Consider the following 20,994-nt stretch of genomic DNA (forward strand, 5'->3'; position numbering starts at 1 on the left):
GATCCGTCAAAACGGAGCCGTTGTGTCATGGCCCATTGATTTTATGAATGAGCCGCCGATCTAAAGATGAGCGGCAATATAGCGTTGATAGCGGGTAGGCTTCAGCCGCGTCAGATCGACCAACACTAAACCATCGATACAGTGGTTAAACGCCGGATCGGTACCGAAGTCGATAAACTGCACACCACCGGGCTCACACAGCTCGGTGTATTGCTTGTACAAGGTCGGGATCGAACAGCCGAGGTTACTCAACAGGCTTTTCAGGCGCAGTAAATCTTGCTGATAATCATCCCCGACGAACTGGGCCAATACCTGCGGCAAAGAGGCCGGATAAGGCTGTCGTGACTGAGCCATAGCATGGTCTGGAGAGAAATAGAGGCGATAGAAAGCAATCAGCAAATCGCGAGCGGCAACCGGCATACCACCTGAAATCGACACCGGGCCAAACAGGTAACGATACTGCGGATATTTGGCCAGATAGGCACCGATGCCGAGCCACAGGTAATCCAGACCGCGCTTCCCCCAATAGGCCGGTTGAATAAAGCTGCGGCCCAACTCAATCCCTTGTTCAAGGATCGGTGTCATATCGCGATCGTAATGGAACAGGCTGTTGCTGTAGATGCCTTCCAGTCCCTTGCTGGCCAACTGCGGTGCCGTAGGAATAAAGCGATAGGCACCGACAATCTCCAGTTCCTCCTCATCCCACAGCACCAGATGATAATAATCGTCGTCATAGCTGTCTAAATCACGCCGCCGCCCCGAACCTTCCCCCACGGCACGGAAAGCGATCTCCCGCAGGCGACCAAGCTCCCGCAGGATCGGTGCTCTGGCCTCCCCCTGGCGGCGATAAAGGAAAATGGTTTTTCCATCCGGCGTAACACCCAGACGCTCGCAGGCAGCCAACGCTTTTTTCAACTCGAGGCGATCTTCCGCCAAAGCGATGGCCGATTCGCTGGTAAACAGCCCCGGCTTCCCCTGACCAAGCCGATAAACATGGCGGCGGAAACGTTCGGCAAGATCGCGTGCTTGAGTATGGCCATCGTGCCAATGGGCAAATGGAATGCGCCCGCCGATGCGGATTTTGATCCGTCCGCCCCGCTGTTTGAACATCTCACGCACCAGCAGCAAGGTGGATAACGGGCGATAAATCAGCGAGGTCAAATAGAACAGGCCGCTGTTTCGGGCGCTGATATGGATGGGAACGATCGGCGCCCGCGCCTTGGCGGCCAGCCGCAGAAATCCGGTATGCCAGTGACCATCGCGTATCCCTTTGGGACTCATGCGGGATACTTCCCCTGCCGGGAACAGGATCAACACACCCTGATTATCCAACTGAGCTTGCATGGCTGCAATCTGCTGGCGGTTGGTACGGTTACCCAGGTTATCAACCGGCACAAACAGATTGCGTAAGGGTTCGATACAGCTCAGCAACTGGTTAGCCACTACCTTGACGTCTGGCCGAACCGCCGCCACCGTCCGCAGCAGTACCAAACCGTCCAGCGAACCAATGGGATGGTTGGCAACCAACACCACCGGGCCTTGGCTGGGGATGTTTTCCAGATCCCCATCCACCAGTTCACAGCTCAAATTAAAGTAATCCACCACCTGCTCGATCAGATCCAACCCTTTCAGGTGCGGATAGTCGGCGGCAAACTGTTTGAATTCTTTTTCACGCAGTAAGGTTCTTAGCAGGCTACGCTGCCAGGCTGAGGGAGAACGCTGTGGGAAGACATCTTGCAGCAGGCTATCCAAAGTAAACATCGGGTCATCTCCTGGCCTAGTCGCTGCAAACTTAAGCCAGCGTGATGACCTGAACATGACCGTTTGATGACGAAAAGATGAAATCAGGTGCCAGGGGCGAACATGCTCGCCCCTCTACCCTCTAGTTTACAGAGCTGCTTCAATACAGGCGTTGACCTGTTCCCGCAGCCGCAGTATGGCAGAAGCCTGGTGAGGGTAACGTTTGAAAGTGATGCGCATCCCCAGTTCCTGATCGATCAACTGCTCCACCGTGGCACGATCGGTCAGGCTCTCCAGCAGCTGCAATGCCCGCAGATCCTGTAACCCCTGATGGAACACCCGCAAACGCAGCGATTCTATCGGCATGAAATTCGGCCCCGGATAAACCACAAAAGGATCGCCAGAGGGGAAGGCGTTGCCGCTGTCGGTGACCGCATAGGGATTCAGTTTCTCCCGGGAATGACTGCTGTTATAGAAGTTGTAGCCCCAGTGGAGGAAGCCGCTGATGTTATAGAGGTAAAGCTGGATACCCAGAATGCGGTTGCGTGCCGAAGGCTGAGCAAAGAAGCGATTGGCCACCTCGGTTCTTTGCACGCAGCAGTAATAAGCCCAGAGCTGCGGGGTTTGATGCTCGAGGAACGGCTCGATATGATCGGTGGCGACTACCGGAGTTTCTACCAGCCCACGCTGATAGAAGTCAAAATCGGAGAGCGCATCGAAAGTGCGGAACCCGTCCAGCAAGGGCCGCAGTGAATCGCTAGCACGTTGGTAGGCGGCGATATTTTCCAGTTTAGGTTCATCCGAAATGTGAAACCACACCTGCTGTTGCAGATCCCGCCCCCGGAACCAGCCGGTTAATGCTGGCATCAATGCCTGCAGAAACTGCTGATATTCGCTGCCGTGGGCATCGGTATGCCAACCAAACAGCAGTTGGGTTTCCCCCGCAACCTCAACCATAATTTTGGGCGCATGCGCCGCGCCCCATTGGGTAAACAGGTGGGCAATTTCGAAGTGTTCGATCCCCTCCTCCTGCGCCAATGCTACCCACTGCGCCAACCGTTCAAAATCAAATTGGTAACCTGCAGCGGTGCGTTTTACCCCAACCAACTGCACGGTGGTGCGTTCGCCGCCGATAGCAGTATCCAGCGGCGGCGTAAAGATTGGCGTTAGCAGCATATTCACGCCGTTTGCCACCGCGTTACGCACCAGGTTGCGCACCGCCTGCCAGTACTGCGGGCTGAACACCGCAATCTGATAATAGTCCGCCAGACAGTCGGTATGTAACCATTCGGTATGGAGAAGCCTCTGTTTTGGCAACGCGGCAGGTACCACATGCAGCGTCATGCTGGCTGCGGCCAACTCTTCCCCCGTCTCTTGATCGAACAGCCGCAGCGTTAGCGGATAGTCACCACCGGCAATACCCTGCGCTGGCGGCGTAAAAGTCAGCCACAGGCTGGCGTAATAACGGCAGGCGGCAAAAAAACGCCGATCCTGAATGGGCATTAGCGGGTCGGGAAATAGGCCTGGCTCGGTCGTCAGATAGTTCTCATCAGCCTCGGCATAGCAGGGAAAATGGCTGGGCACCGACTGCACATGACGCACGCTGATATCATCAGCCAATTCCCCCTCAAGTTGATAACGTAATTCCCGACGGGTTTCATTATCCTCGCGGTACAGACAATACACGCCTTGCCATGAGAGGCTTTCATTATTCAGACAACTGAATTGGTTTTGCTGTTCTACCTGCGGTGCGGCTTGGCGATGGAATATCTTCTCCAGGCAATGGGTAAATAGTAGCGTGAGACGCATAATAGCTGCCCTGTTTTATTTTACGGTGGGATTGAATTAATTTCAGGCTAGCGCGTTTTTTCGCCACAGGCAATATAGGCCAACAAAAAAAGCCAGCAAACGCCCTCTCACCCGGCAAAAAAATAATTTTTTTGTTTATTTGCATCACAAAAATGAAAGATGCCGCGGCCTGCACAATAAAAACGTTTTTAATCCCCATTATGGTGCAAGGGTTATCAGTTAATCCTATGACCCCAGCAAGCCATAACTGCCGCCCGACAACGGATTTTCGCCCTTCGACATTAACAATTCATCAACAAAAAAGGCTTTCGGTTGTTGGCTTTAACCTTTCGTTGTTAACAACAGTGAAAGATACACGCCCCATTTTTGGGCAAAATGGCCGCATTGACACATTGAAAGTTAAGGGATAGAAAGAAATCACGTTCACCAAAAAATGTATTCGCCGACACCGAGGGTAAAGCAATGTCACCTAGAAAAAACGCCGGACGTTTTCTGTTGCATTCCGCTGTTGCAGCCGCTTTATTGTTGCCGACCATGTTATATGCCGCCGACCAGATAACGTTACGTTATGCGGTTTGGGATCGAAACCAATTACCTGCCGAACAGGAAATTGCCAAGCGATTTGAGCAGGCTAACCCGAATATTAAAGTGGAAATAGAATTAACCCCCGCTGCACAATACTTTGTTAAATTAGACTCCGCCGCCGCCGGTGGTGTCGCACCGGATATATTCTGGATTAATATGCCCTATTTTGTGCAATATGCCAAAAATGGCATTATGCAACCGCTGGGTAATTATTTAAAAGACGGCACGGTCAATCTGGATAATATCGTTGCCAGCTCCGTTAAGGCTTATCAATACGACGGCCAGCAGATGGCCATCCCGCGCGATGTTGACTCCATCGCCGTGTGGTACAACAAAAAACTGTTCGATCAGGCTGGCGTAAGCTATCCCACCAGCGACTGGACCTGGGATGACATGAAGAAAAAGGCTGCCGAATTGCAAACCGGCCTGAAGGGCAGCGCCTTCCCGCTGGTGATGGATCTCAGCATCGACGGCCAGGACAGCTATATGAACCTGCTGTTCCAGAAAGGCAATCATATCGTGCCAAAAAATGGCCAACCCACTGATATCGCCAACGACAACGCCATCTGGGTCTACCAGCAGTTACAAGGGATGATGAAAGACGGCCTGATGCCGACCGCCCAGCAGATGAGCGAAGTGAAGACCGAGAACATCTTCCAGTCCAACCGCGCCGCCATGGTATATGCCGGTTCCTGGTTGGCCGCTCCGTTCGCCAACAATCCGCTGATCAATGAGCACATCGGCGTGGTGATGATGCCGAAAATCGAGCGCCAGTCTGGCGTGGCCCACAGCCTGGCCTATGCCATGTCCGCCAAGAGCGACCACAAGCAGGAAGCCTGGAAGTACATCGAGTTTATGAGCAGCGAAGCCTCACAGGCCACCCTGGCGAAGGTGGTGATCCCGGCCAACAAGGTCGCGGCTAAAGCCTGGGCGGAGGAAGTCAAAAAGGTTGACGTCACTCCGTACATCCAAACGCTGGAAGTGACCGAGGCCTATCCAACCGCAGGCACCAACACGCCGAAGTGGCAAAACATGTGGATCGGCAGCCTGAAGAAAATCTTTATGGGCGCGGATGCCCGTACGGAAATGGATAAATCGGTCAAGAAGATCGAACGCATCATGGAGCAGTAATTCCCCCCGCTACGGCCTACCTGCCCGAAGGCTGGCCGTAGCGGAAACACTGAGCAGTCAAAGGTGAGGAATGGCGACATGTCGCTGGCAGAAACGGCTACGGCCAACATAAAACAGGCAAAGAGCAAACCTCGTGCCGCATTAAGCCGCCTGGAGCGAGCCGAACGCTTCTGGGGCTGGGTGATGATCCTGCCGCTGGTGATTGGCCTGACGGTGTTTTACTTCATCCCGTTTTTACAGAACATTTTTTACAGCTTTACCGACCTCAACCAGTTTATGAGCTGGACGACCATCAGCGTTGACAATTACATCAACCTGTTTGAGGACGATGACTTCTATACCGCCGCCTTCAACACCCTGTTTTATGTGGTGGTGTGCGTGCCGGTGATCTTGCTGCTGTCGTTGCTGCTGGCGATTGGGCTGAACCAGAATATTCGTGGCAAAGCGCTGTTACGCACCCTACTGTTCCTACCGGCGGTGACCATGCCCGCCGCCGTGGCAATGGTGTGGCAGTGGTTGTTCAACAAGGATTTTGGTCTGATTAACCAAGGGCTAAACCTGCTGCACATTGCGCCGGTCGCCTGGCTGTCCGATCCGGACGTGGTACGCATCAGCGTGTCCATCATCATTATCTGGTCGTCGCTGGCGCTGAAAATCATCATCCTGCTGGCCGGTTTGCAAAGCATCCCCCGCCAGCTGTATGAAGCCGCCGATATCGACGGTATCAGCACCCTGCGCCGCTTCTTCTTTATCACGCTGCCGATGATGGTACCGACGCTGTTCTTTGTGTCGGTGATGAGCTTTATCGAGATCCTGCAAATTTTTGACGTGGTGTTCCTGATGTTCGACCGCGCCCTGGTGGAGGGTGACGTGATGACCATCACCAACCTGTTCTACAAATACGCCTTCTATCTGCAAGAGAAAGGTTATGCCTCTGCCATTACCGTGGTGCTGTTCGCCGTGACGCTGGTGATCACGCTGGTGCAGATGGCGATCGGCAAACGCCTGAGAGTGAGCTGAGGAGCCATTGATGACGATAAGCAAACAAGCCCTGGTCTATCTGTTTATGACGCTAGCGGCGCTGGCCTCGGTGGTGCCCTTTATCTGGATGCTGGTGACCTCGCTGAAAACCCAGGCCGAAAGCATTCAGATCCCGCTGACCCTGCTGCCGGAAAACCCCAGCTTGCAGGCCTACGGCAAGATCATGCGTGAGATCCCTTTTGCGGATTTTTATATCAACTCGCTGCTGGCCACCTTCTCCACCGTGACTCTGCAAATGGTGATCGCCACCATGGCCGCGTATGGCTTCTCCCGCCTGCACTTTCGTGGCCGTGACGCGGTATTCCTGGTGTGCATCTCGATCCTGATGGTGCCCGGCCAGGCATTTCTGATCCCGCAGTTCCTGGTGGTGCAGAAAATGGGGCTGGTCAACAGCATTACCGGCCTGGTGCTGCCGGGGATCTTCAGCATTTATGCCACTTTCCTGCTGCGGCAGTTCTTCCTGGCGGTACCTAAGGAGATGGAAGAAGCGGCGCTGATCGACGGCTACAGCTACTTCGCCATCTTCTGGCGCATCATGCTGCCGCTGATCCGTCCCGGCATCATCGCCTGCATCATCATTAACGGTTTGTGGAGCTGGAATAACCTGATGTGGCCGCTGATCGTCAACACCACCACCGAGAAATTGACGCTGCCGGTAGGGCTGGCTTCGCTGTCCAGCCGTGCCGGAGTGGAATATCCGTTGCTGATGGCCGGTGCCTTGATGGCGGTGATCCCGATGCTGATGCTGTTCATTCTTTTCCAACGTTATTTCATCCAGGGCATCGCCAGCGCTGGCGTTAAAGGCTAACCGCGAACAATAAGGTAAACAGACATGGCCGGTATTCAATTAAACAGTGTGAAAAAGGTCTATCCCAACGGTTTCCGGGCGTTACATGGCGTGGATCTGGATATCAAGGACGGTGAGTTTATGGTGTTTGTCGGGCCTTCCGGCTGTGCCAAATCCACCCTGCTGCGCATGATCGCCGGGCTGGAAAGCGTCAGTGAAGGCCAAATCATGATCCACGACCGCTGCGTTAACGACACCATGCCCAAAGATCGCGGCATCGCGATGGTGTTTCAGAACTATGCGCTCTATCCGCATATGACCGTCTACAAGAACATGGCCTTTGGTCTGATTGGTAAAGAGAGCAAGGCTGAGATCGACCGGCGGGTGCAGGATGCCGCCGAGAAGCTGGAAATCACCAACCTGCTACACCGCAAACCCGGCCAGCTCTCCGGTGGCCAGTGCCAGCGCGTGGCGGTTGGGCGTGCCATCGTACGTAAACCCAAGGTGTTCTTGTTCGACGAGCCGCTCTCCAACCTGGATGCCAAACTGCGCGTTTCCATGCGTGTGCAGCTCATCGAACTGCATAACCGACTGAAACAAGAAGGCGCCGCCGCCACCATGGTGTATGTGACGCACGATCAGGTCGAGGCGATGACCATGGGCGACCGCATCTGCGTGATGAATCGGGGCACCATCATGCAGGTAGACAAGCCGATCAACCTGTATCACCACCCCGCCAACCGCTTTGTCGCCGAGTTTATCGGCAGCCCGTCGATGAACCTGCACGATCTGGACTTGCTACGTAATGCTCAGGGAACACAGTTGCGTATCGATGATCACTATCTACTAACCCTGCCGCCTGCGCTGGAAAAGCAGTTGGAAGGCTATCCACACCAGCGCGTTTGCCTGGGTATTCGCCCTGAAGCCCTGCGCCTGTGCGCTGCCGGTACCCAAAACTGTTTCCCGGCCCGTATCGCCACCATCGAACGCATGGGTAACGAAGAGTTGCTGCACTGTGAACTGGCCGGATTACGCTTCGTGCTGCGGATTGCGTCTCAGCCAGACTGGGAACCGAGCATCGGCGAACAGATCCATTTGACGTTTGATTTGGCCCGCGCCCACCTGTTCGATCAGGCCAGCGGTGACAACCTGAATAATAACTCTACCCAGTCACTGGGATAATTTGGGAGTACTTTGCAATGTCTAATGACTTTACTGGCCGTCCGGTACGCGTGTTGGTGATTGGTGCCGGTGCTCGTGGGGAGATTTACTCTCGCTATGCATTGGCTCACCCAGAATTGATGCAAGTGGTGGCGGTCGCAGAGCCGCGTGATACCTATCGCCAGCAGTTTGTGGCCCAGCACGACATCTCGCCCGAAAACGTGTTTACCGACTGGCAGCAGGCCGTAGAGGCGGGCAAACTGGCCGATGCGGTGATGATTTGTACCCAGGACACTCTGCATCTGGCACCGGCCCTGGCCTTCGCCAAACAGGGTTACCACATGCTGTTGGAAAAACCGCTGTCGCCGGACGCGAGTGAGTGCCGCACCATCGTTGAAGAAGTGGAGCGCCAGGGGATCATCTTCTCCGTTGGACATGTGTTGCGCTATACCCGCTATACCCAGAAACTCAAGCAACTGCTGCGCGATAAGGTCATTGGCGACATCGTTAGCCTCCAGCATCTGGAGCCGGTGGGCTATTGGCATCAGGCTCACTCTTTCGTACGCGGCAACTGGCGTAACGACCAGCAAGCGGCCTTTATGCTGTTGCAAAAATCCTGTCACGATATCGACTGGATCCGTTACGTGATGGATACCCCTTGCGAGCAGGTCAGCTCATTTGGTGGGTTACGCCACTTCCGCCAGGAAAACCAGCCTCAAGGCGCAGCGGATAACTGCCTGGACTGCAACGTTGAGGCTGAATGCCCCTATTCCGCCAAACGTATCTACCTCGGTGAGAATCACAAGGCAACGCCGGGTTTCCTACGGGTGCTGACGCCGGAAGTCGATCAGGAGCATCTGGTCGCTGCGCTGCGCAACGGCCCGTATGGCCGCTGTGTCTACCGCTGTGATAACAACGTGGTGGATCATCAGGTGGTGAATATGCAGTTTAGCGGTGGCCGCACCGCCGCCTTTACCATGACTGCCTTTACCAAAATGGAAGATCGCAAAACGCGCATTTTCGGCAGCCAGGGTTGTCTGGAGGGCGATGGCCGCTATATCCGCATCACCTCCTTCCTTGACGACAGCGAAACGCTGTATGACGTGGACGAGGCCGAAGACTTGCACACCATGTCTGGTCACGGCGGCGGTGACTATTATCTGATGCAGCATTTTATCGCCGCCGTGCGCGCCAACGATCCTTCGCAAGTGTTGTCTGGCCCGCAGGAAACTTTGCAGAGCCACTTGATGGTCTTCGCCGCCGAACGCGCTCGCCGGGAAAACGCTGTTATCACCTTGGGCGAGGAGTAAAACCGTGGCTACTCATGCTATGCGTTACGGTTTTGATATTGGCGGCACCAAAATCGAAATGGCCGCCTATGACGCCCAGTTGAATCAGGTGCTGTGCCAGCGCGTCAGTACGCCCACCGGCAACTACCGCGAGTTTCTCGCCTGCATCGCACAACTGGTCAGCCAGGCCGATCGCAGCTTGCATACTCAAGGCACCATCGGCATTGGCCTGCCGGGGATCACCGACCCACGCAGCCGCAGACAGTTGGCGGTAAACGTGCCTTGCCTGACCGGCCACTGTCTGGCGGACGATCTGACCCAAGAGCTATCGCGACCGGTAGAGATTGAAAACGATTGCCGCTGTTTTGCGCTTTCGGAGGCCAGCACGCCCCAGACCGAACGGTTGGAGGTGGTGTTTGGTGCCATCATCGGTACCGGTGCTGGCGGTGGGCTGGTGATGAACAAACGGCTGCACAAGGGTCGTAATGGACTGGCTGGCGAATGGGGGCATACGCCTATCTCAGCTCAGTTGGCACAGCGTTACGATTTGCCGCTGTTCGTCTGCAACTGCGGCCTGACCGGTTGCTTTGAGCGTTATGTCTCCGGTAGCGGTCTGCTGGCCCTGAGCCAACACTTTGGCCATAGCGCAGCCAACGTCCCGGCACTGATCGCCAGTTACCGTCAGGGCGATGCGTTAGCGCAACACCTGATGGGGATTTACATCGATATCCTGGCCAGCGCGTTGGCCAGCCTGCAACTGCTACTGGATGTGGACGCTTTCGTGCTAGGGGGCGGGCTTTCTAACGTGAGTGAACTCTATACACAGTTGCCCGCCGCCATGTGCCGCTGGCTACTGCCAGGGACGGAACCCGCGATGGTTTATCCCCCAGTATATGGCGACAGCAGCGGCGTACGCGGTGCGGCACTGTTGCGCCAAAGCTGGCAATAAAAAATTTAAGGAAAGCTCACCCGCATTATTCACCGTGGGTAGCTTTCATCCACGGCGGAATTAATTGGCGCCGCCACGGAGATATTAGCCGAATAAATAAGGCATTACCGGTTTTCAGTTTATTTTCATGCTGCTTTCAGTTGATGACCAACCGAAAGATATCATGGCAATAACCAATTGAAATATAAGATTATATTTAAATTTTTCGATTGCGTTGCGCGGTTTCGTTTGCTGTAATTTGCAACGAAAGACTGAAAATACGCCTGTAACGGTTGCTGTGGCCTCTGCCACGGCCAGGGGTTTGCTACGGGTAAATCAGGAGTCAGCTATTCATGATCAATACCGTAAAACGGCGGGAATTAATTATCGACCAGCTGTGCCGTGAGGGCACGGTGCGCGTGGAACAGTTGAGCAGCCAGTTTGCCGTCTCTACCGTCACTATTCGCAGCGATCTGCGCCATCTGGAAAAAAGTGGCTGTGCGGTACGGGCCTACGGCGGCGCGATGCTCAATAAACAGTTCGCCTTCGATCGCCCGCTACAGGACAAGGGGCGCATCAACCGCGATGTGAAATTCGCCATTGCCTGTGCCGCCGCCGCGTTAGTGAACGACGGTGATGCGATCATTCTCGACTCGGGTTCCACCACTAGCCAGATGGCTACCCAGTTGGCAGGCAAGAAAGACCTGGTGGTGATGACCAACGCCTTGAATATCGCCTTCGAATTGGCCAGTAACGAACAGGTGGATTTGATGGTGGTCGGTGGCAGCGTACGGCGCAAGTCTTGGTCGCTGTATGGCCCCGCTGCCGAGCAACATATTCGCCAATATCGCTTTGATAAGTTCTTCCTCGGCGTTGACGGCTTTGATTTGGTGGGCGGCATCACCACGCCAGATCCCGGTGAGGCACAGCTCAACCGCGCCATGTGTGAAGTGGCTCGCGAAGTGATTGCGGTGGTTGACGCCAGCAAGTTTGGCCGCAGCAGCTTCTGCATGATCCGCGAGATCGGCCAGATCCACCGATTGGTTACCGACAGCCGCATTCCAGCCAATTACCTGCATGCGCTGCAAAATCTGGGGGTCCAGGTGATTATCGCCGATCAATGAATCGCCCCTCACCCCAACCCTCTCCCGCAGGGAGAGGGAGCTGGTACGGAGCAGCCATCAGGTACTGAGGCTACTTCGAAAGCAGGCATTTATACGGCATGAACGGTGGTCAGGTTCAGGAGTATTAGGCATCCCTGTTCGCCCCCTCACCCCAACCCTCTCCCTCAAGGGAGAGGGAGCTGAAACGGAGCAGCCGTCAGATGCTGAGCGACTCTGGAATAAAAGGAGTGGGTACAGAGTAATAGCCAGATACAGAAGCTAATTAGTGGCGAGCGCAGGAGTTGGCTGGTGGCACGGTTCGATCCCCTCTCCCTGTGGGAGAGGGTTAGGGTGAGGGCTAGCAACAGCACCGGATCATCCGCATCCACAGGTATTTATAGCGTATTAACCGTTTTATTTTTAAGGAGTTACCATCATGACAGGTTATTTTTCTTACGATGCGGACTGGCTGGAGCAACATCATGCGCTGCATACCGCCCGTGAGATTTGGCAGCAGCCGGACCTTTGGGCTGCCTTGCACCAGCAGTTGGTCGCCCAACAGGAGCAATGTTCCGCTTTCCTGACGCCGCTGCTGCAAAACCCACGCCTGCAGATTGTGCTGTGCGGTGCTGGCAGTTCAGCCTTTGCCGGTCGGGCCTTGGCCCCATGGCTAAGGGAAAAAACCGGCCGAGATGTTGCGGCCTATGGCACCACCGATATCGTCGCCAATCCGCAGCAGTTTCTCGATCCATCACGCCCGACGCTGCTGGTCTCTTTCGCCCGTTCCGGCAACAGCCCGGAAAGCGTCGCCTCGGTGGCGCTGGCAGATCAACTGCTTCCCCAGTGCTATCACCTGATGCTGGTGTGCAACCCGGACAGCCAGTTGGCCAACTACGCGCACGGCCGTAAGAACGTCTGTGCCCTGGTGATGCCACAGGGCTCAAACGACCAGAGCTTTGCCATGACCTCCAGCTTCAGCTGCATGATGCTCAGCACCGCGCTGCTGTTAGGCCCCTATTCCCTGGACGCCGCCAAGCAACCACTGGTGCAAATGATCGAGCGCTGTAGAGAACTGCGTGAAACGCTGCAATCCCAAGTAAAAACCCTGGCCAGCAGCGGCTTTAGCCGTTACATCGTGCTCGGCAGTAGCTGTTTCACCGGCCTGGCGGAGGAAGCCTCGCTGAAAATGCTGGAACTGACCGCCGGGCAGATCGTCACCCGCTACGACTCGCCACTGGGCCTGCGTCACGGCCCTAAATTTATGGTCGATCCACAGACGTTGGTGCTACTGATGCTCTCCAGCAACCGCTATACCGAGCGTTATGAGCAGGATCTGTGGGACGAACTCCAGCGCGACGGTTTGGCCAAGCAAATGGTTGGCCTTGGTAATTCGCCAACAGAGAAAACGGGCCAGTCCGATTTGCATCATGCCGACGACGATATCTGGCTGTTATTCCCCTATCTGCTGTTCGCCCAAATGCTGGCGTTTGAAACCTCGCTGGCGCGCGGCCTGACGCCGGATAACCCTTGTCCAACCGGAGAGGTCAACCGAGTGGTAAAAGGCGTGACCATTTATCCCTACTCTGCTACCGAGCTGTAAGGAGCCGTTATGTACCTGATATCCAACCGTGAAATGCTGTTGAAAGCACAAAGGCAGGGCTATGCCGTACCGGCGTTCAACGTCCACAATCTTGAAACGGTGCAGGTAGTGGCAGAAACCGCCGCCGAACTGCAATCCCCGGTGATCATGGCCGGAACACCAGGCACCTTCAGCTATGCGGGTACCGACTATCTGGTGGGAATTTGCCGTTCGGCAGCCCAGCGCCATGACCTGCCGCTGGCACTGCATCTGGACCATCACGAAGAGCTCGAGGATATCGCCACCAAGGTCAGAGCCGGGATCCGTTCGGTAATGATCGATGGCTCGCACCTGCCTTTTGAGCAGAACATCGCGTTGGTTGCCCAGGCCGTCGCGTTATGCCATCGCTACGGGGCTAGCGTAGAAGCGGAGCTGGGCCGCCTGGGTGGCCAGGAAGACGATCTGATTGTCGATGCGGCAGACGGCTTTTATACCGATCCAAAAGCCGCCCGCGAGTTTGTCGCGGCGACCGGGATCGACTCCCTCGCCGTCGCCATTGGTTCGGCTCATGGGCTGTACCACGGGGAGCCCAAGCTGGATTTTGACCGTCTGGCGCTGATCCGCGAACAGTTGGAGATCCCGTTGGTGTTGCACGGTGCCTCCGGTATCCCGGAAGCGATGGTCAAGCGAGCCATCTCGCTGGGGGTGTGTAAAGTGAACGTGGCGACCGAACTCAAAATCGCCTTTGCCGATGCGGTGAAGAGCTATTTCTCGCAGCATCCGGAGGCCAACGATCCGCGTAAATACATCGTCCCGGGTAAATTGGCGATGAAAGAAGTAGTAGCAGAAAAGATCCGTATCTGTGGCAGCGCAGGTATGCTGTAACTCTAAAGAGTAGGATTAAGGGCCGCAGAATAACCATGAATATGCGGCCTTAACATTAATATCGCCATTTAAAGTCACACCCGTTATTATAAGCAGTATCAAAAGTAATAATTCTCACATTAACCCCTAAATTCCCCCCCACTATGATCTAAATCATGGTTTTACTGCCTGCCCATCTCTACTATTAAATTCAATTAACGAACGATTGCTGTTATTATTATTTACTCAATACATTATAGTAACGTTGGAAATTAAATCATCAGGCAATGGAAGTTTATTTTTTAGACAATAATCGACTTTTTTGTTAATGGATGGTTTTACTTTATGCTAATAGGAATAGCTTATGAAATCTATTATTACTGCTTTGGCCATACTGGCAGCTTTACCACTTTCTGCCCATTCAAAACAAGATGTTAGCCACAACGCCATCTCAGGGAGCATCCAGTTTTCCGGCAAAATCAGCGCCCCAACCTGCGAGATTTCGCGCAATAATGGTCAGTATATATCCAGTTGCTATCGTGAAACCGCCTTCAATACCAATGAATTTATCCAAATGCCATTGGATAATATGGGTTCGGAATTAATGGGCAAACCTATTCGTGAATCGGTGTTTAATGACCCTTCTCTACAACGAATTACGTTAATTTACAATTAATCCTAATCGACGTAATTATGTCATACAATTAGCCATTGAAAATGACTTTGTGATTTTATAAACATTTTGGCGTTTCATCTCAGGGGTATACCTATTTGGGTGTACCCTGTTTTTTCCTATAGCCCCGCCCCATCAGCATGTCCGAAATCCGCCATCACATCCGGCTCTTTCATGTAATAATCGCCCTATCAAACGCAAGGAGTGAACAACATGCTGACCTTTTTTATTGATCGTATGCCGACGCCGGTCGGTGAACTGGTGTTGATCGGAGATGAGCAAGGACGGATGCGCGCGCTGGACTGGACCGATCACGAGGCTCGCCTGATGAAGCTGCTCAACAGCCACTATCGAGCCTCACCCTTCGTGATACAGGAGCGAGCCAACCCGGGCGGCCTGACGGAAGTGATGCAGCGCTATTTTGCTGGCGAGTTGGCAGCCATCGACACTGTGCCAGTGATGACTGCGGGCACCGAGTTCCAGCGCACCGTCTGGCAGCAACTGCGGCAAATTCCCTGTGGGGAGATCATCACCTACGGTGAATTGGCCAAGCGCATTGGCAGGCCAACCGCATCACGCGCAGTTGGCATGGCAAACGGCACTAACCCAATCAGTATCGTGGTGCCCTGCCACCGAGTGATCGGTTCACAGGGAGCGCTGACCGGTTACGCCGGAGGGGTGCAGCGCAAGCAATGGCTGCTGAAACATGAAGGTTTCCTGCCCCAGGATCTGATTTAATCGGCCAGCAGCGCCAACGCGCTCTCCTCATCCGTCACCAGGCCGTTGATCCAGCGGCCCAGCAAGGCGGCACGAATGGCATGATGCTTTTCCGCGCCACCGGCTAGCGCAATCACCGGCTTTTCCGGCCGCTGGCGCAGATTGACGCTGGTCAGCCGCCGATCGAGTTCGCTGGCCACCCGCTGGCCTTGCGGATCGATAAAATGACCCAGCATTTCTGCCACCGCGTTAGATTCGCACAGGCGATCGACATCTTCTGCGGTGATAAACCCATCCTTGTGCAGCGGGCAGTGATATTCGATGGTGCCAATACCGATAAAGGTCACATCGGCCTGGCTGGCCTTGTCGTTCACCGTGCGGTAAATGCGGTGGTTGCACCACAGGGCGCGATCCTGTTCGCTATCGGCAAACAGCGGTGCGGGCAGGATAAAGTAGCGTCCCTGGGTTTTCTCTGCCATCCATAGCGGTACGTCATAACGGGTACAGGAGCCATCAGCCGCGATCGCACCAATCAGCGAGACGCAGCTATGCTGTGGCCGCTCCAATTCCGGCAGCTCATCGATCGCCGCCTTCAGGCTGCGGCCTGAACCAACCCCAATGTTCAATGGCTGTTCACTGCGCAAAAACTGCGCCATCACTTCAGCCCCGGCCACCGCCACCGCACGGTTTATCCCGGCACTCTCCATTCCTTGGCTAGGCACCACCTGGCAAAGCGTTAAGCCATAGCGTGCGCTAAGACGGGCCGATAACTCCATGCAGCGCCCTACCGGGTGGGAAATATTGACGCTGATCAGACCGCTGTCGATCGCCAATGCCACCAGCCGCTGCGCAACCTGGCGCGATACGCCCAACGCCTCGGCAATTTCATTCTGAGTCTGTCCGGCCACGTAATACATCCAGGCGGCTCGTGCCGCCTGATCCAGCTTCTTATCGTGTTTGACCATGTTATTTCACCCGCTACCCCTGATGGCCCCATTTTACTGGCATTCCTGCTGCTCGCAGAGGTCGATTTGCACATTTGTGAGCTAAAGCCCATTTAAAGGGCAAAAGTTTATTTACTCTATCGCCATTAACGGAGCAAATGCCCTACGAAAGGGCTAATGCCCTAAAATAACCTTTAGTGGAGAACCTTATGAGCAACCCCGTGAACTCTTCTCAGGCCATTTGGCTGCATATCGGCGCCGGATCTTTCCATCGAGCTCATCAGGCGTGGTATCTACACCGGCTGATTGCAGCGGGCGATAGCCGCTGGTCAATTGCGCTTGCCAACATTCGCGATGACGCCACGCCGTTACTGGATACGCTGGCTGAGCAACAAGGCCAATACGTGCTGGAGACCGTCACTCCACAGGGCGTACGCCAGTATGAAACCATTACCTCCATCAGTAAGGTCATTCCCTGGGATAACGAACTGGCCGCGTTGACCGAACAGGGGGCCAAACCAGAAACCCGCGTCATTTCCTTCACCGTCACCGAAGGTGGCTATTATCTGGATAACCAGTTCAACCTGGATCGTGCTAACGCTGATATTCAGGCCGATCTGCTGGGCGCCTGCCGCACCATTTACGGCACCATGGCACAGCTGTTGGCGCGCAGAAAGCAGCTCAATGGTGACACTGTCACGTTATTGAACTGCGATAACCTGCGCCATAACGGTGAACGCTTCCGTCACGGCCTGATGCAGTTCCTGCAACTGCGCAAAGAGCCAGAGCTGATCGCCTGGATCGATAGCCACACCCGCTGCCCCAATACCATGGTTGACCGCATCACGCCACGGCCAGCGCCGGAAGTTGCCGAGCGCGTTGCCGAAGCCACCGGCTTCCAGGATCGTGCGCCAGTGATGGGCGAAGCCTTTATCCAATGGGTGATCGAAGATGATTTCATCAACGGACGGCCAGCATTGGAGAACGTCGGCGTCGAAATGGTTGAATCAGTGCTGCCCTATGAAGAAGCCAAGATCCGCATCCTCAACGCCAGCCATAGCTGTATTGCCTGGGCCGGTACGCTGATTGGCCAAAGCTTTATTCATGAAAGCACCGGCACCCCGGGCATCCACCAGTTGGCTTATGACTATGTGACCCAGGACGTGATCCCTTCCCTGACGCCTAGCCCGCTCGACTTGGCCGCCTACCGTGACGTGGTTCTGGAACGCTTTAGCAACCCCTATATTCGCGATACCAACCAGCGCGTCGCCGCCGACGGTTTTTCCAAAATCCCCGGTTTCATTACCCCAACGCTGCAAGAGTGTTATCAGCGCGGTCAGGAGCCGAAAGCCACGGCCATGCTGCCTGCTCTGTTCTTTGTCTTTATGCAGCGCTGGCACCAAGACCAACTGCCTTATGAATATCAGGACGGCATTCTGGACGCCGCCGCAGTCCACCAGATGTTCGAAGCGGCCGATCCGGTGGCAGTATTTGCCTCAGATGAGAAATTGTTCAGCACCTTGGCTCACAGCAGTGCCTTTAGCCAACTGCTGCGCCAATCCATCGATCGGGTTAACCACTGGCTGGCGCAATAAAGGGAGCGAACCATGTATCTAGGACTGGATTTAGGCACCTCAGAAATCAAAGCCGTGGTGATTGATGACCACGGCACACTGATCGCCAGCGCCGGTGAACCGCTGGAAGTACAACGCCCGCATCCTCACTGGGCAGAGCAGGATCCGGCCGATTGGTGGCGAGCAACGCAGGCAGTGGTGAGCCGTTTACGCGCCAAAATTCCACAACAATGGCCGCAGATCCGCTCGCTAGGGCTTTCCGGCCAGATGCACGGTGCGGTTCTGCTCAACCGTGATAATCAGGTTTTGCGCCCGGCGATTTTATGGAATGACACTCGCAGCGCAGAACAATGCAAACAGTTGACGCAGAACGCACCAGAGTTGCATGACGTTGCCGGTAACCTGGCGATGCCGGGTTTCACCGCACCCAAGCTGTTATGGGTTGCCAAGCATGAACCAGATATCTTCGCGCAAATCGCCACCGTGCTGCTGCCCAAGGACTTCCTACGCTGGATGATGAGTGGCGACAAGGTTTCGGATATGTCGGACGCGGCGGGTACGCTGTGGCTCGACGTCGGCAAGCGGGACTGGTCAGATTCCTTGCTTGCCGCCTGTGGCCTCAACCGCGATCAAATGCCACGTCTGGTAGAGGGCAGCGAAATCTCCGGCCAGTTGAAAGGCGATATTGCCCGCTCCTGGGGCCTTGCTGACAATATTATTATCGCCGGTGGCGGTGGAGATAACGCAGCCAGCGCGGTGGGCATTGGCGCGGTTAATCCAGGCGATGCGTTTATCTCGCTGGGGACGTCCGGCGTGCTGTTCGCCGTTAACGATCGCTTCCGCCCCAATCCACAATCCGCCGTCCATGCGTTTTGCCATGCCCTGCCTGAACGTTGGCATCAGATGAGCGTGATGCTTACCGCCGCCAGTGCCCTGCGCTGGTTCTGCCAACTGGTGGGCAGCAATGAACCCACGCTGTTGGCCGAAATCGCCCAGATGAACCTGGCGGAACAGCGCCTGGCCCCGGTCTTTCTGCCCTACCTGTCCGGTGAACGGACGCCGCACAACGATCCGCTGGCGACCGGTGCGTTCCACGGCCTGACCCACAGCCATCAGCGTGCGGCAATGGGCTATGCGGTGCTGGAAGGCGTGGCATTCGGCATGGCGGACGGCCTGGACGTACTTTCGCAAGCCGGAACCCGGCTGGATCAATGCTCACTGATTGGCGGCGGCGCTCGTAGCGAGCATTGGGCGCAACTGATGGCTGACGTGCTCGATCTGCCGGTGGTCACCCATCTTGGCGGAGAAGCCGGTGGTGCTTTAGGCGCGGCGCGGTTGGGATGGCTGGCAGCGGGTGGAACGGTGGATCAGGTTTGCCACAAACCCGCCATCGATTGGCGCTACTTGCCCGACGGTGAACGCCAACCTCTGCTCGCGGAACGTCTTGCCACCTACCGTCAGCTCTATCAACAACAATTGAACCTGCGCCGGGCATGATCCCGGCGCGGTAAAAAATAATAAGACTGTACCCTTACACCTATCCTGGAGTTTGTTATGCCACAAACACATAAACACTGGTTCGGCCTGCCGATGAACCTGTTCTGGGGCTACATCGCCATCGCCATTTTCATGAGCGGCGACGGCTTTGAGATGGCTTTTCTGTCTAAACACATCACCGATATGGGGTTCACTCCGGCACAGTCGGCGCTGGTGTTTACCGTGTATGGACTGGCAGCGGCGCTGGCGGCCTGGAGCTCCGGCGTGGTGGCCGAAATCATCACGCCACAAAAGGCAATGCGCATCGGCTTTATCCTGTGGCTGGTGATGCACGTGCTGTTTATGCTGTTTGGCCTTGGGATGCGTAACTATCCGCTGATGTTGCTGTTTTACGGTATTCGTGGCCTGGCCTATCCGCTGTTTATCTATTCGTTTGTGATGTTGGTGGTACAGAACGTCCCTAAGCAGCAACTCTCTTCCGCGATGGGCTGGTTCTGGGCAATGTATTCGATCGGCATCGGCTGTGTCGGCAGCTATCTGCCCAGCTTTACCATTCCGTTGATGGGCGAAACCGGCACCCTGTGGTTTGCCATTGCATGGGTGGCGGCCGGTGGCTTGATGGCGATGTTCCTGCTGCGCAACGTGGGTGAGGCCAGCCCCAAGGCCGATCTGTCACCGCAGGAGAAACTCAAAGAGCTTTCCCGCGCGGTGACGATCCTGTTCACCAACCGCAATATCTTCCTCTCCTGCCTGATCCGTATCATCAACACGCTGTCGCTGTTTGGCTTTGCGGTGATTATGCCGATGCTGTATGTAGGCCGGCTGGGCTTTAGCATGTCAGAGTGGCTGCAAATTTGGGCGGTGTTCTTCTTTGTCACCATCTTCACCAACATTATGTGGGGCATTCTGGGGGAGAAAATCGGTTGGCTGCGCCAGGTGCGCTGGTTTGGCTGCATCGGTTGCGCCATCTCCAGCCTGGCGTTTTACTACCTGCCGGTACATTTTGGCCATAACTTCTGGATCGCGCTGGTGCCAGCAGTCATGCTTGGGATCACCGTTGCGGCCTTCGTCCCCATGACCGCAGTATTCCCGGTGCTGGAACCCAACCATAAAGGCGCAGCCATCTCGATCTATAACCTTTCCGCTGGCCTGAGCAACTTCGCTGCCCCGGCCATCGCCTCTATAGTGCTGCCCTTCTTTGATATCGAAGGCGTGGTGTGGGTATATACCGGTTTGTATCTGGTGGCGGCGGTGTTGACGCTGATCGTCAAAGTCGACCAGCCAGGACATAACAACGTCCCGCGCTATGTTCCGGCTAATGATGCTTTGGCTAAAAATAGTGCCTGATTTTAAAGCTGGGCGCAGCATGCTGCGCCCGTTCGCTCCTGCACAGTTCCGTCACAACTGGCGGGCTCATTCACCGCACAGCTTTGTGTAGAAATATTTACTCGTTAACCTACGTGACCATCACGGATGAAAGCTATCCGCCCATTAATACCCACACAATCGATAAGACTAATCGCAGAAAGCCGATGATAATGCGAGATTTATTCGTTTTTCATATGGTTTTAG

17 protein-coding genes are annotated in these 20,994 nt (G+C 55.1%); 14 read left to right on the forward strand and 3 right to left on the reverse strand.

Annotation, left to right across the window (positions count from 1 at the left end; all coding sequences use genetic code 11):
* Positions 1-60: 60 nt before the first annotated feature.
* Positions 61-1,761 carry a lysophospholipid acyltransferase family protein gene (locus JHD74_RS09560; protein ID WP_199062558.1) on the reverse strand — a complete coding sequence of 567 codons (1,701 nt, stop codon included), beginning with the start codon at positions 1,759-1,761 and terminating at the stop codon, positions 61-63.
* A gap of 126 nt (positions 1,762-1,887) precedes the next feature.
* A complete protein-coding gene (locus JHD74_RS09565) occupies positions 1,888-3,549 on the reverse strand; it encodes a DUF4091 domain-containing protein (RefSeq protein ID WP_199062560.1) in 1,662 nt (553 codons plus the stop codon).
* A 462-nt stretch (positions 3,550-4,011) separates the two neighbouring features.
* On the opposite strand from JHD74_RS09565, the gene JHD74_RS09570 reads away from it, so the two are divergent.
* From JHD74_RS09570 to ogt, 11 genes are all read left to right on the forward strand, one after another.
* Complete coding sequence (locus tag JHD74_RS09570; RefSeq protein ID WP_074031042.1) at positions 4,012-5,265, forward strand: sugar ABC transporter substrate-binding protein; 1,254 nt, start codon at positions 4,012-4,014, stop codon at positions 5,263-5,265.
* Positions 5,266-5,343: 78 nt separating this feature from the next.
* On the forward strand, positions 5,344-6,285 hold the full coding sequence (locus JHD74_RS09575) for a carbohydrate ABC transporter permease (RefSeq protein WP_074031041.1): 942 nt from the start codon (positions 5,344-5,346) through the stop codon (positions 6,283-6,285).
* 10 nt (positions 6,286-6,295) lie between these two features.
* The gene (locus tag JHD74_RS09580) at positions 6,296-7,114 is read left to right on the forward strand and encodes a carbohydrate ABC transporter permease (RefSeq protein WP_021177895.1); all 819 of its coding nucleotides are present in this window, start codon (positions 6,296-6,298) and stop codon (positions 7,112-7,114) included.
* Between the two features lie 24 nt (positions 7,115-7,138).
* The gene (locus tag JHD74_RS09585; RefSeq protein WP_024530973.1) at positions 7,139-8,275 is read left to right on the forward strand and encodes an ABC transporter ATP-binding protein; all 1,137 of its coding nucleotides are present in this window, start codon (positions 7,139-7,141) and stop codon (positions 8,273-8,275) included.
* A 17-nt stretch (positions 8,276-8,292) separates the two neighbouring features.
* On the forward strand, positions 8,293-9,564 hold the full coding sequence (locus JHD74_RS09590) for a Gfo/Idh/MocA family protein (RefSeq protein ID WP_199062562.1): 1,272 nt from the start codon (positions 8,293-8,295) through the stop codon (positions 9,562-9,564).
* Positions 9,565-9,583: 19 nt separating this feature from the next.
* Positions 9,584-10,492, forward strand: coding sequence for an ROK family protein (locus JHD74_RS09595; RefSeq protein ID WP_024530975.1), 909 nt, complete (start codon positions 9,584-9,586; stop codon positions 10,490-10,492).
* A 332-nt stretch (positions 10,493-10,824) separates the two neighbouring features.
* A complete protein-coding gene (agaR, locus tag JHD74_RS09600; RefSeq protein WP_024530976.1) occupies positions 10,825-11,595 on the forward strand; it encodes a transcriptional repressor AgaR in 771 nt (256 codons plus the stop codon).
* A gap of 415 nt (positions 11,596-12,010) precedes the next feature.
* Complete coding sequence (locus tag JHD74_RS09605) at positions 12,011-13,174, forward strand: SIS domain-containing protein (RefSeq protein WP_199062564.1); 1,164 nt, start codon at positions 12,011-12,013, stop codon at positions 13,172-13,174.
* Between the two features lie 9 nt (positions 13,175-13,183).
* On the forward strand, positions 13,184-14,038 hold the full coding sequence (locus tag JHD74_RS09610; protein ID WP_024486999.1) for a tagatose bisphosphate family class II aldolase: 855 nt from the start codon (positions 13,184-13,186) through the stop codon (positions 14,036-14,038).
* A 343-nt stretch (positions 14,039-14,381) separates the two neighbouring features.
* Complete coding sequence (locus tag JHD74_RS09615; RefSeq protein WP_024530139.1) at positions 14,382-14,693, forward strand: hypothetical protein; 312 nt, start codon at positions 14,382-14,384, stop codon at positions 14,691-14,693.
* Positions 14,694-14,903: 210 nt separating this feature from the next.
* A complete protein-coding gene (gene ogt / locus JHD74_RS09620) occupies positions 14,904-15,428 on the forward strand; it encodes a methylated-DNA--[protein]-cysteine S-methyltransferase (protein ID WP_074029120.1) in 525 nt (174 codons plus the stop codon).
* Here ogt and JHD74_RS09625 read toward each other — a convergent pair.
* On the reverse strand, positions 15,425-16,372 hold the full coding sequence (locus tag JHD74_RS09625; RefSeq protein ID WP_199062566.1) for a sugar-binding transcriptional regulator: 948 nt from the start codon (positions 16,370-16,372) through the stop codon (positions 15,425-15,427). The genes ogt and JHD74_RS09625 overlap by 4 nt on opposite strands.
* Positions 16,373-16,560: 188 nt before the next feature.
* On the opposite strand from JHD74_RS09625, the gene dalD reads away from it, so the two are divergent.
* The 3 genes from dalD to JHD74_RS09640 are packed head-to-tail and all read left to right on the forward strand — an operon-like array spanning position 16,561 to position 20,769.
* Positions 16,561-17,946 (forward strand): D-arabinitol 4-dehydrogenase, encoded by a 1,386-nt coding sequence (gene dalD, locus JHD74_RS09630; RefSeq protein WP_199062568.1) that lies wholly within the window; start codon positions 16,561-16,563, stop codon positions 17,944-17,946.
* 12 nt (positions 17,947-17,958) lie between these two features.
* Complete coding sequence (xylB, locus tag JHD74_RS09635) at positions 17,959-19,422, forward strand: xylulokinase (RefSeq protein ID WP_199062570.1); 1,464 nt, start codon at positions 17,959-17,961, stop codon at positions 19,420-19,422.
* Between the two features lie 57 nt (positions 19,423-19,479).
* On the forward strand, positions 19,480-20,769 hold the full coding sequence (locus JHD74_RS09640) for an MFS transporter (protein WP_024486037.1): 1,290 nt from the start codon (positions 19,480-19,482) through the stop codon (positions 20,767-20,769).
* The last annotated feature ends 225 nt before the right edge of the window (positions 20,770-20,994 follow it).

Origin of the sequence: Serratia sp. ASV30 (genome assembly GCF_016428815.1) — a bacterium.
In the GTDB taxonomy this organism is placed as follows: domain Bacteria; phylum Pseudomonadota; class Gammaproteobacteria; order Enterobacterales; family Enterobacteriaceae; genus Chania; species Chania fonticola_C.

Bases quoted from the DNA above. Each gene is read 5' to 3' on its own strand.
- JHD74_RS09575 (WP_074031041.1), top strand. From the start codon at position 5,344: ATGTCGCTGGCAGAAACGGCTACGGCCAACATAAAACAGGCAAAGAGC.
- JHD74_RS09585 (WP_024530973.1), top strand. From the start codon at position 7,139: ATGGCCGGTATTCAATTAAACAGTGTGAAAAAGGTCTATCCCAACGGT.
- ogt (WP_074029120.1), top strand. From the start codon at position 14,904: ATGCTGACCTTTTTTATTGATCGTATGCCGACGCCGGTCGGTGAACTG.
- JHD74_RS09605 (WP_199062564.1), top strand. From the start codon at position 12,011: ATGACAGGTTATTTTTCTTACGATGCGGACTGGCTGGAGCAACATCAT.
- JHD74_RS09610 (WP_024486999.1), top strand. From the start codon at position 13,184: ATGTACCTGATATCCAACCGTGAAATGCTGTTGAAAGCACAAAGGCAG.
- agaR (WP_024530976.1), top strand. From the start codon at position 10,825: ATGATCAATACCGTAAAACGGCGGGAATTAATTATCGACCAGCTGTGC.
- JHD74_RS09625 (WP_199062566.1), bottom strand. From the start codon at position 16,372: ATGGTCAAACACGATAAGAAGCTGGATCAGGCGGCACGAGCCGCCTGG.
- JHD74_RS09565 (WP_199062560.1), bottom strand. From the start codon at position 3,549: ATGCGTCTCACGCTACTATTTACCCATTGCCTGGAGAAGATATTCCAT.
- JHD74_RS09570 (WP_074031042.1), top strand. From the start codon at position 4,012: ATGTCACCTAGAAAAAACGCCGGACGTTTTCTGTTGCATTCCGCTGTT.
- JHD74_RS09560 (WP_199062558.1), bottom strand. From the start codon at position 1,761: ATGTTTACTTTGGATAGCCTGCTGCAAGATGTCTTCCCACAGCGTTCT.
- xylB (WP_199062570.1), top strand. From the start codon at position 17,959: ATGTATCTAGGACTGGATTTAGGCACCTCAGAAATCAAAGCCGTGGTG.
- JHD74_RS09580 (WP_021177895.1), top strand. From the start codon at position 6,296: ATGACGATAAGCAAACAAGCCCTGGTCTATCTGTTTATGACGCTAGCG.
- JHD74_RS09615 (WP_024530139.1), top strand. From the start codon at position 14,382: ATGAAATCTATTATTACTGCTTTGGCCATACTGGCAGCTTTACCACTT.
- JHD74_RS09595 (WP_024530975.1), top strand. From the start codon at position 9,584: ATGCGTTACGGTTTTGATATTGGCGGCACCAAAATCGAAATGGCCGCC.
- JHD74_RS09590 (WP_199062562.1), top strand. From the start codon at position 8,293: ATGTCTAATGACTTTACTGGCCGTCCGGTACGCGTGTTGGTGATTGGT.
- JHD74_RS09640 (WP_024486037.1), top strand. From the start codon at position 19,480: ATGCCACAAACACATAAACACTGGTTCGGCCTGCCGATGAACCTGTTC.
- dalD (WP_199062568.1), top strand. From the start codon at position 16,561: ATGAGCAACCCCGTGAACTCTTCTCAGGCCATTTGGCTGCATATCGGC.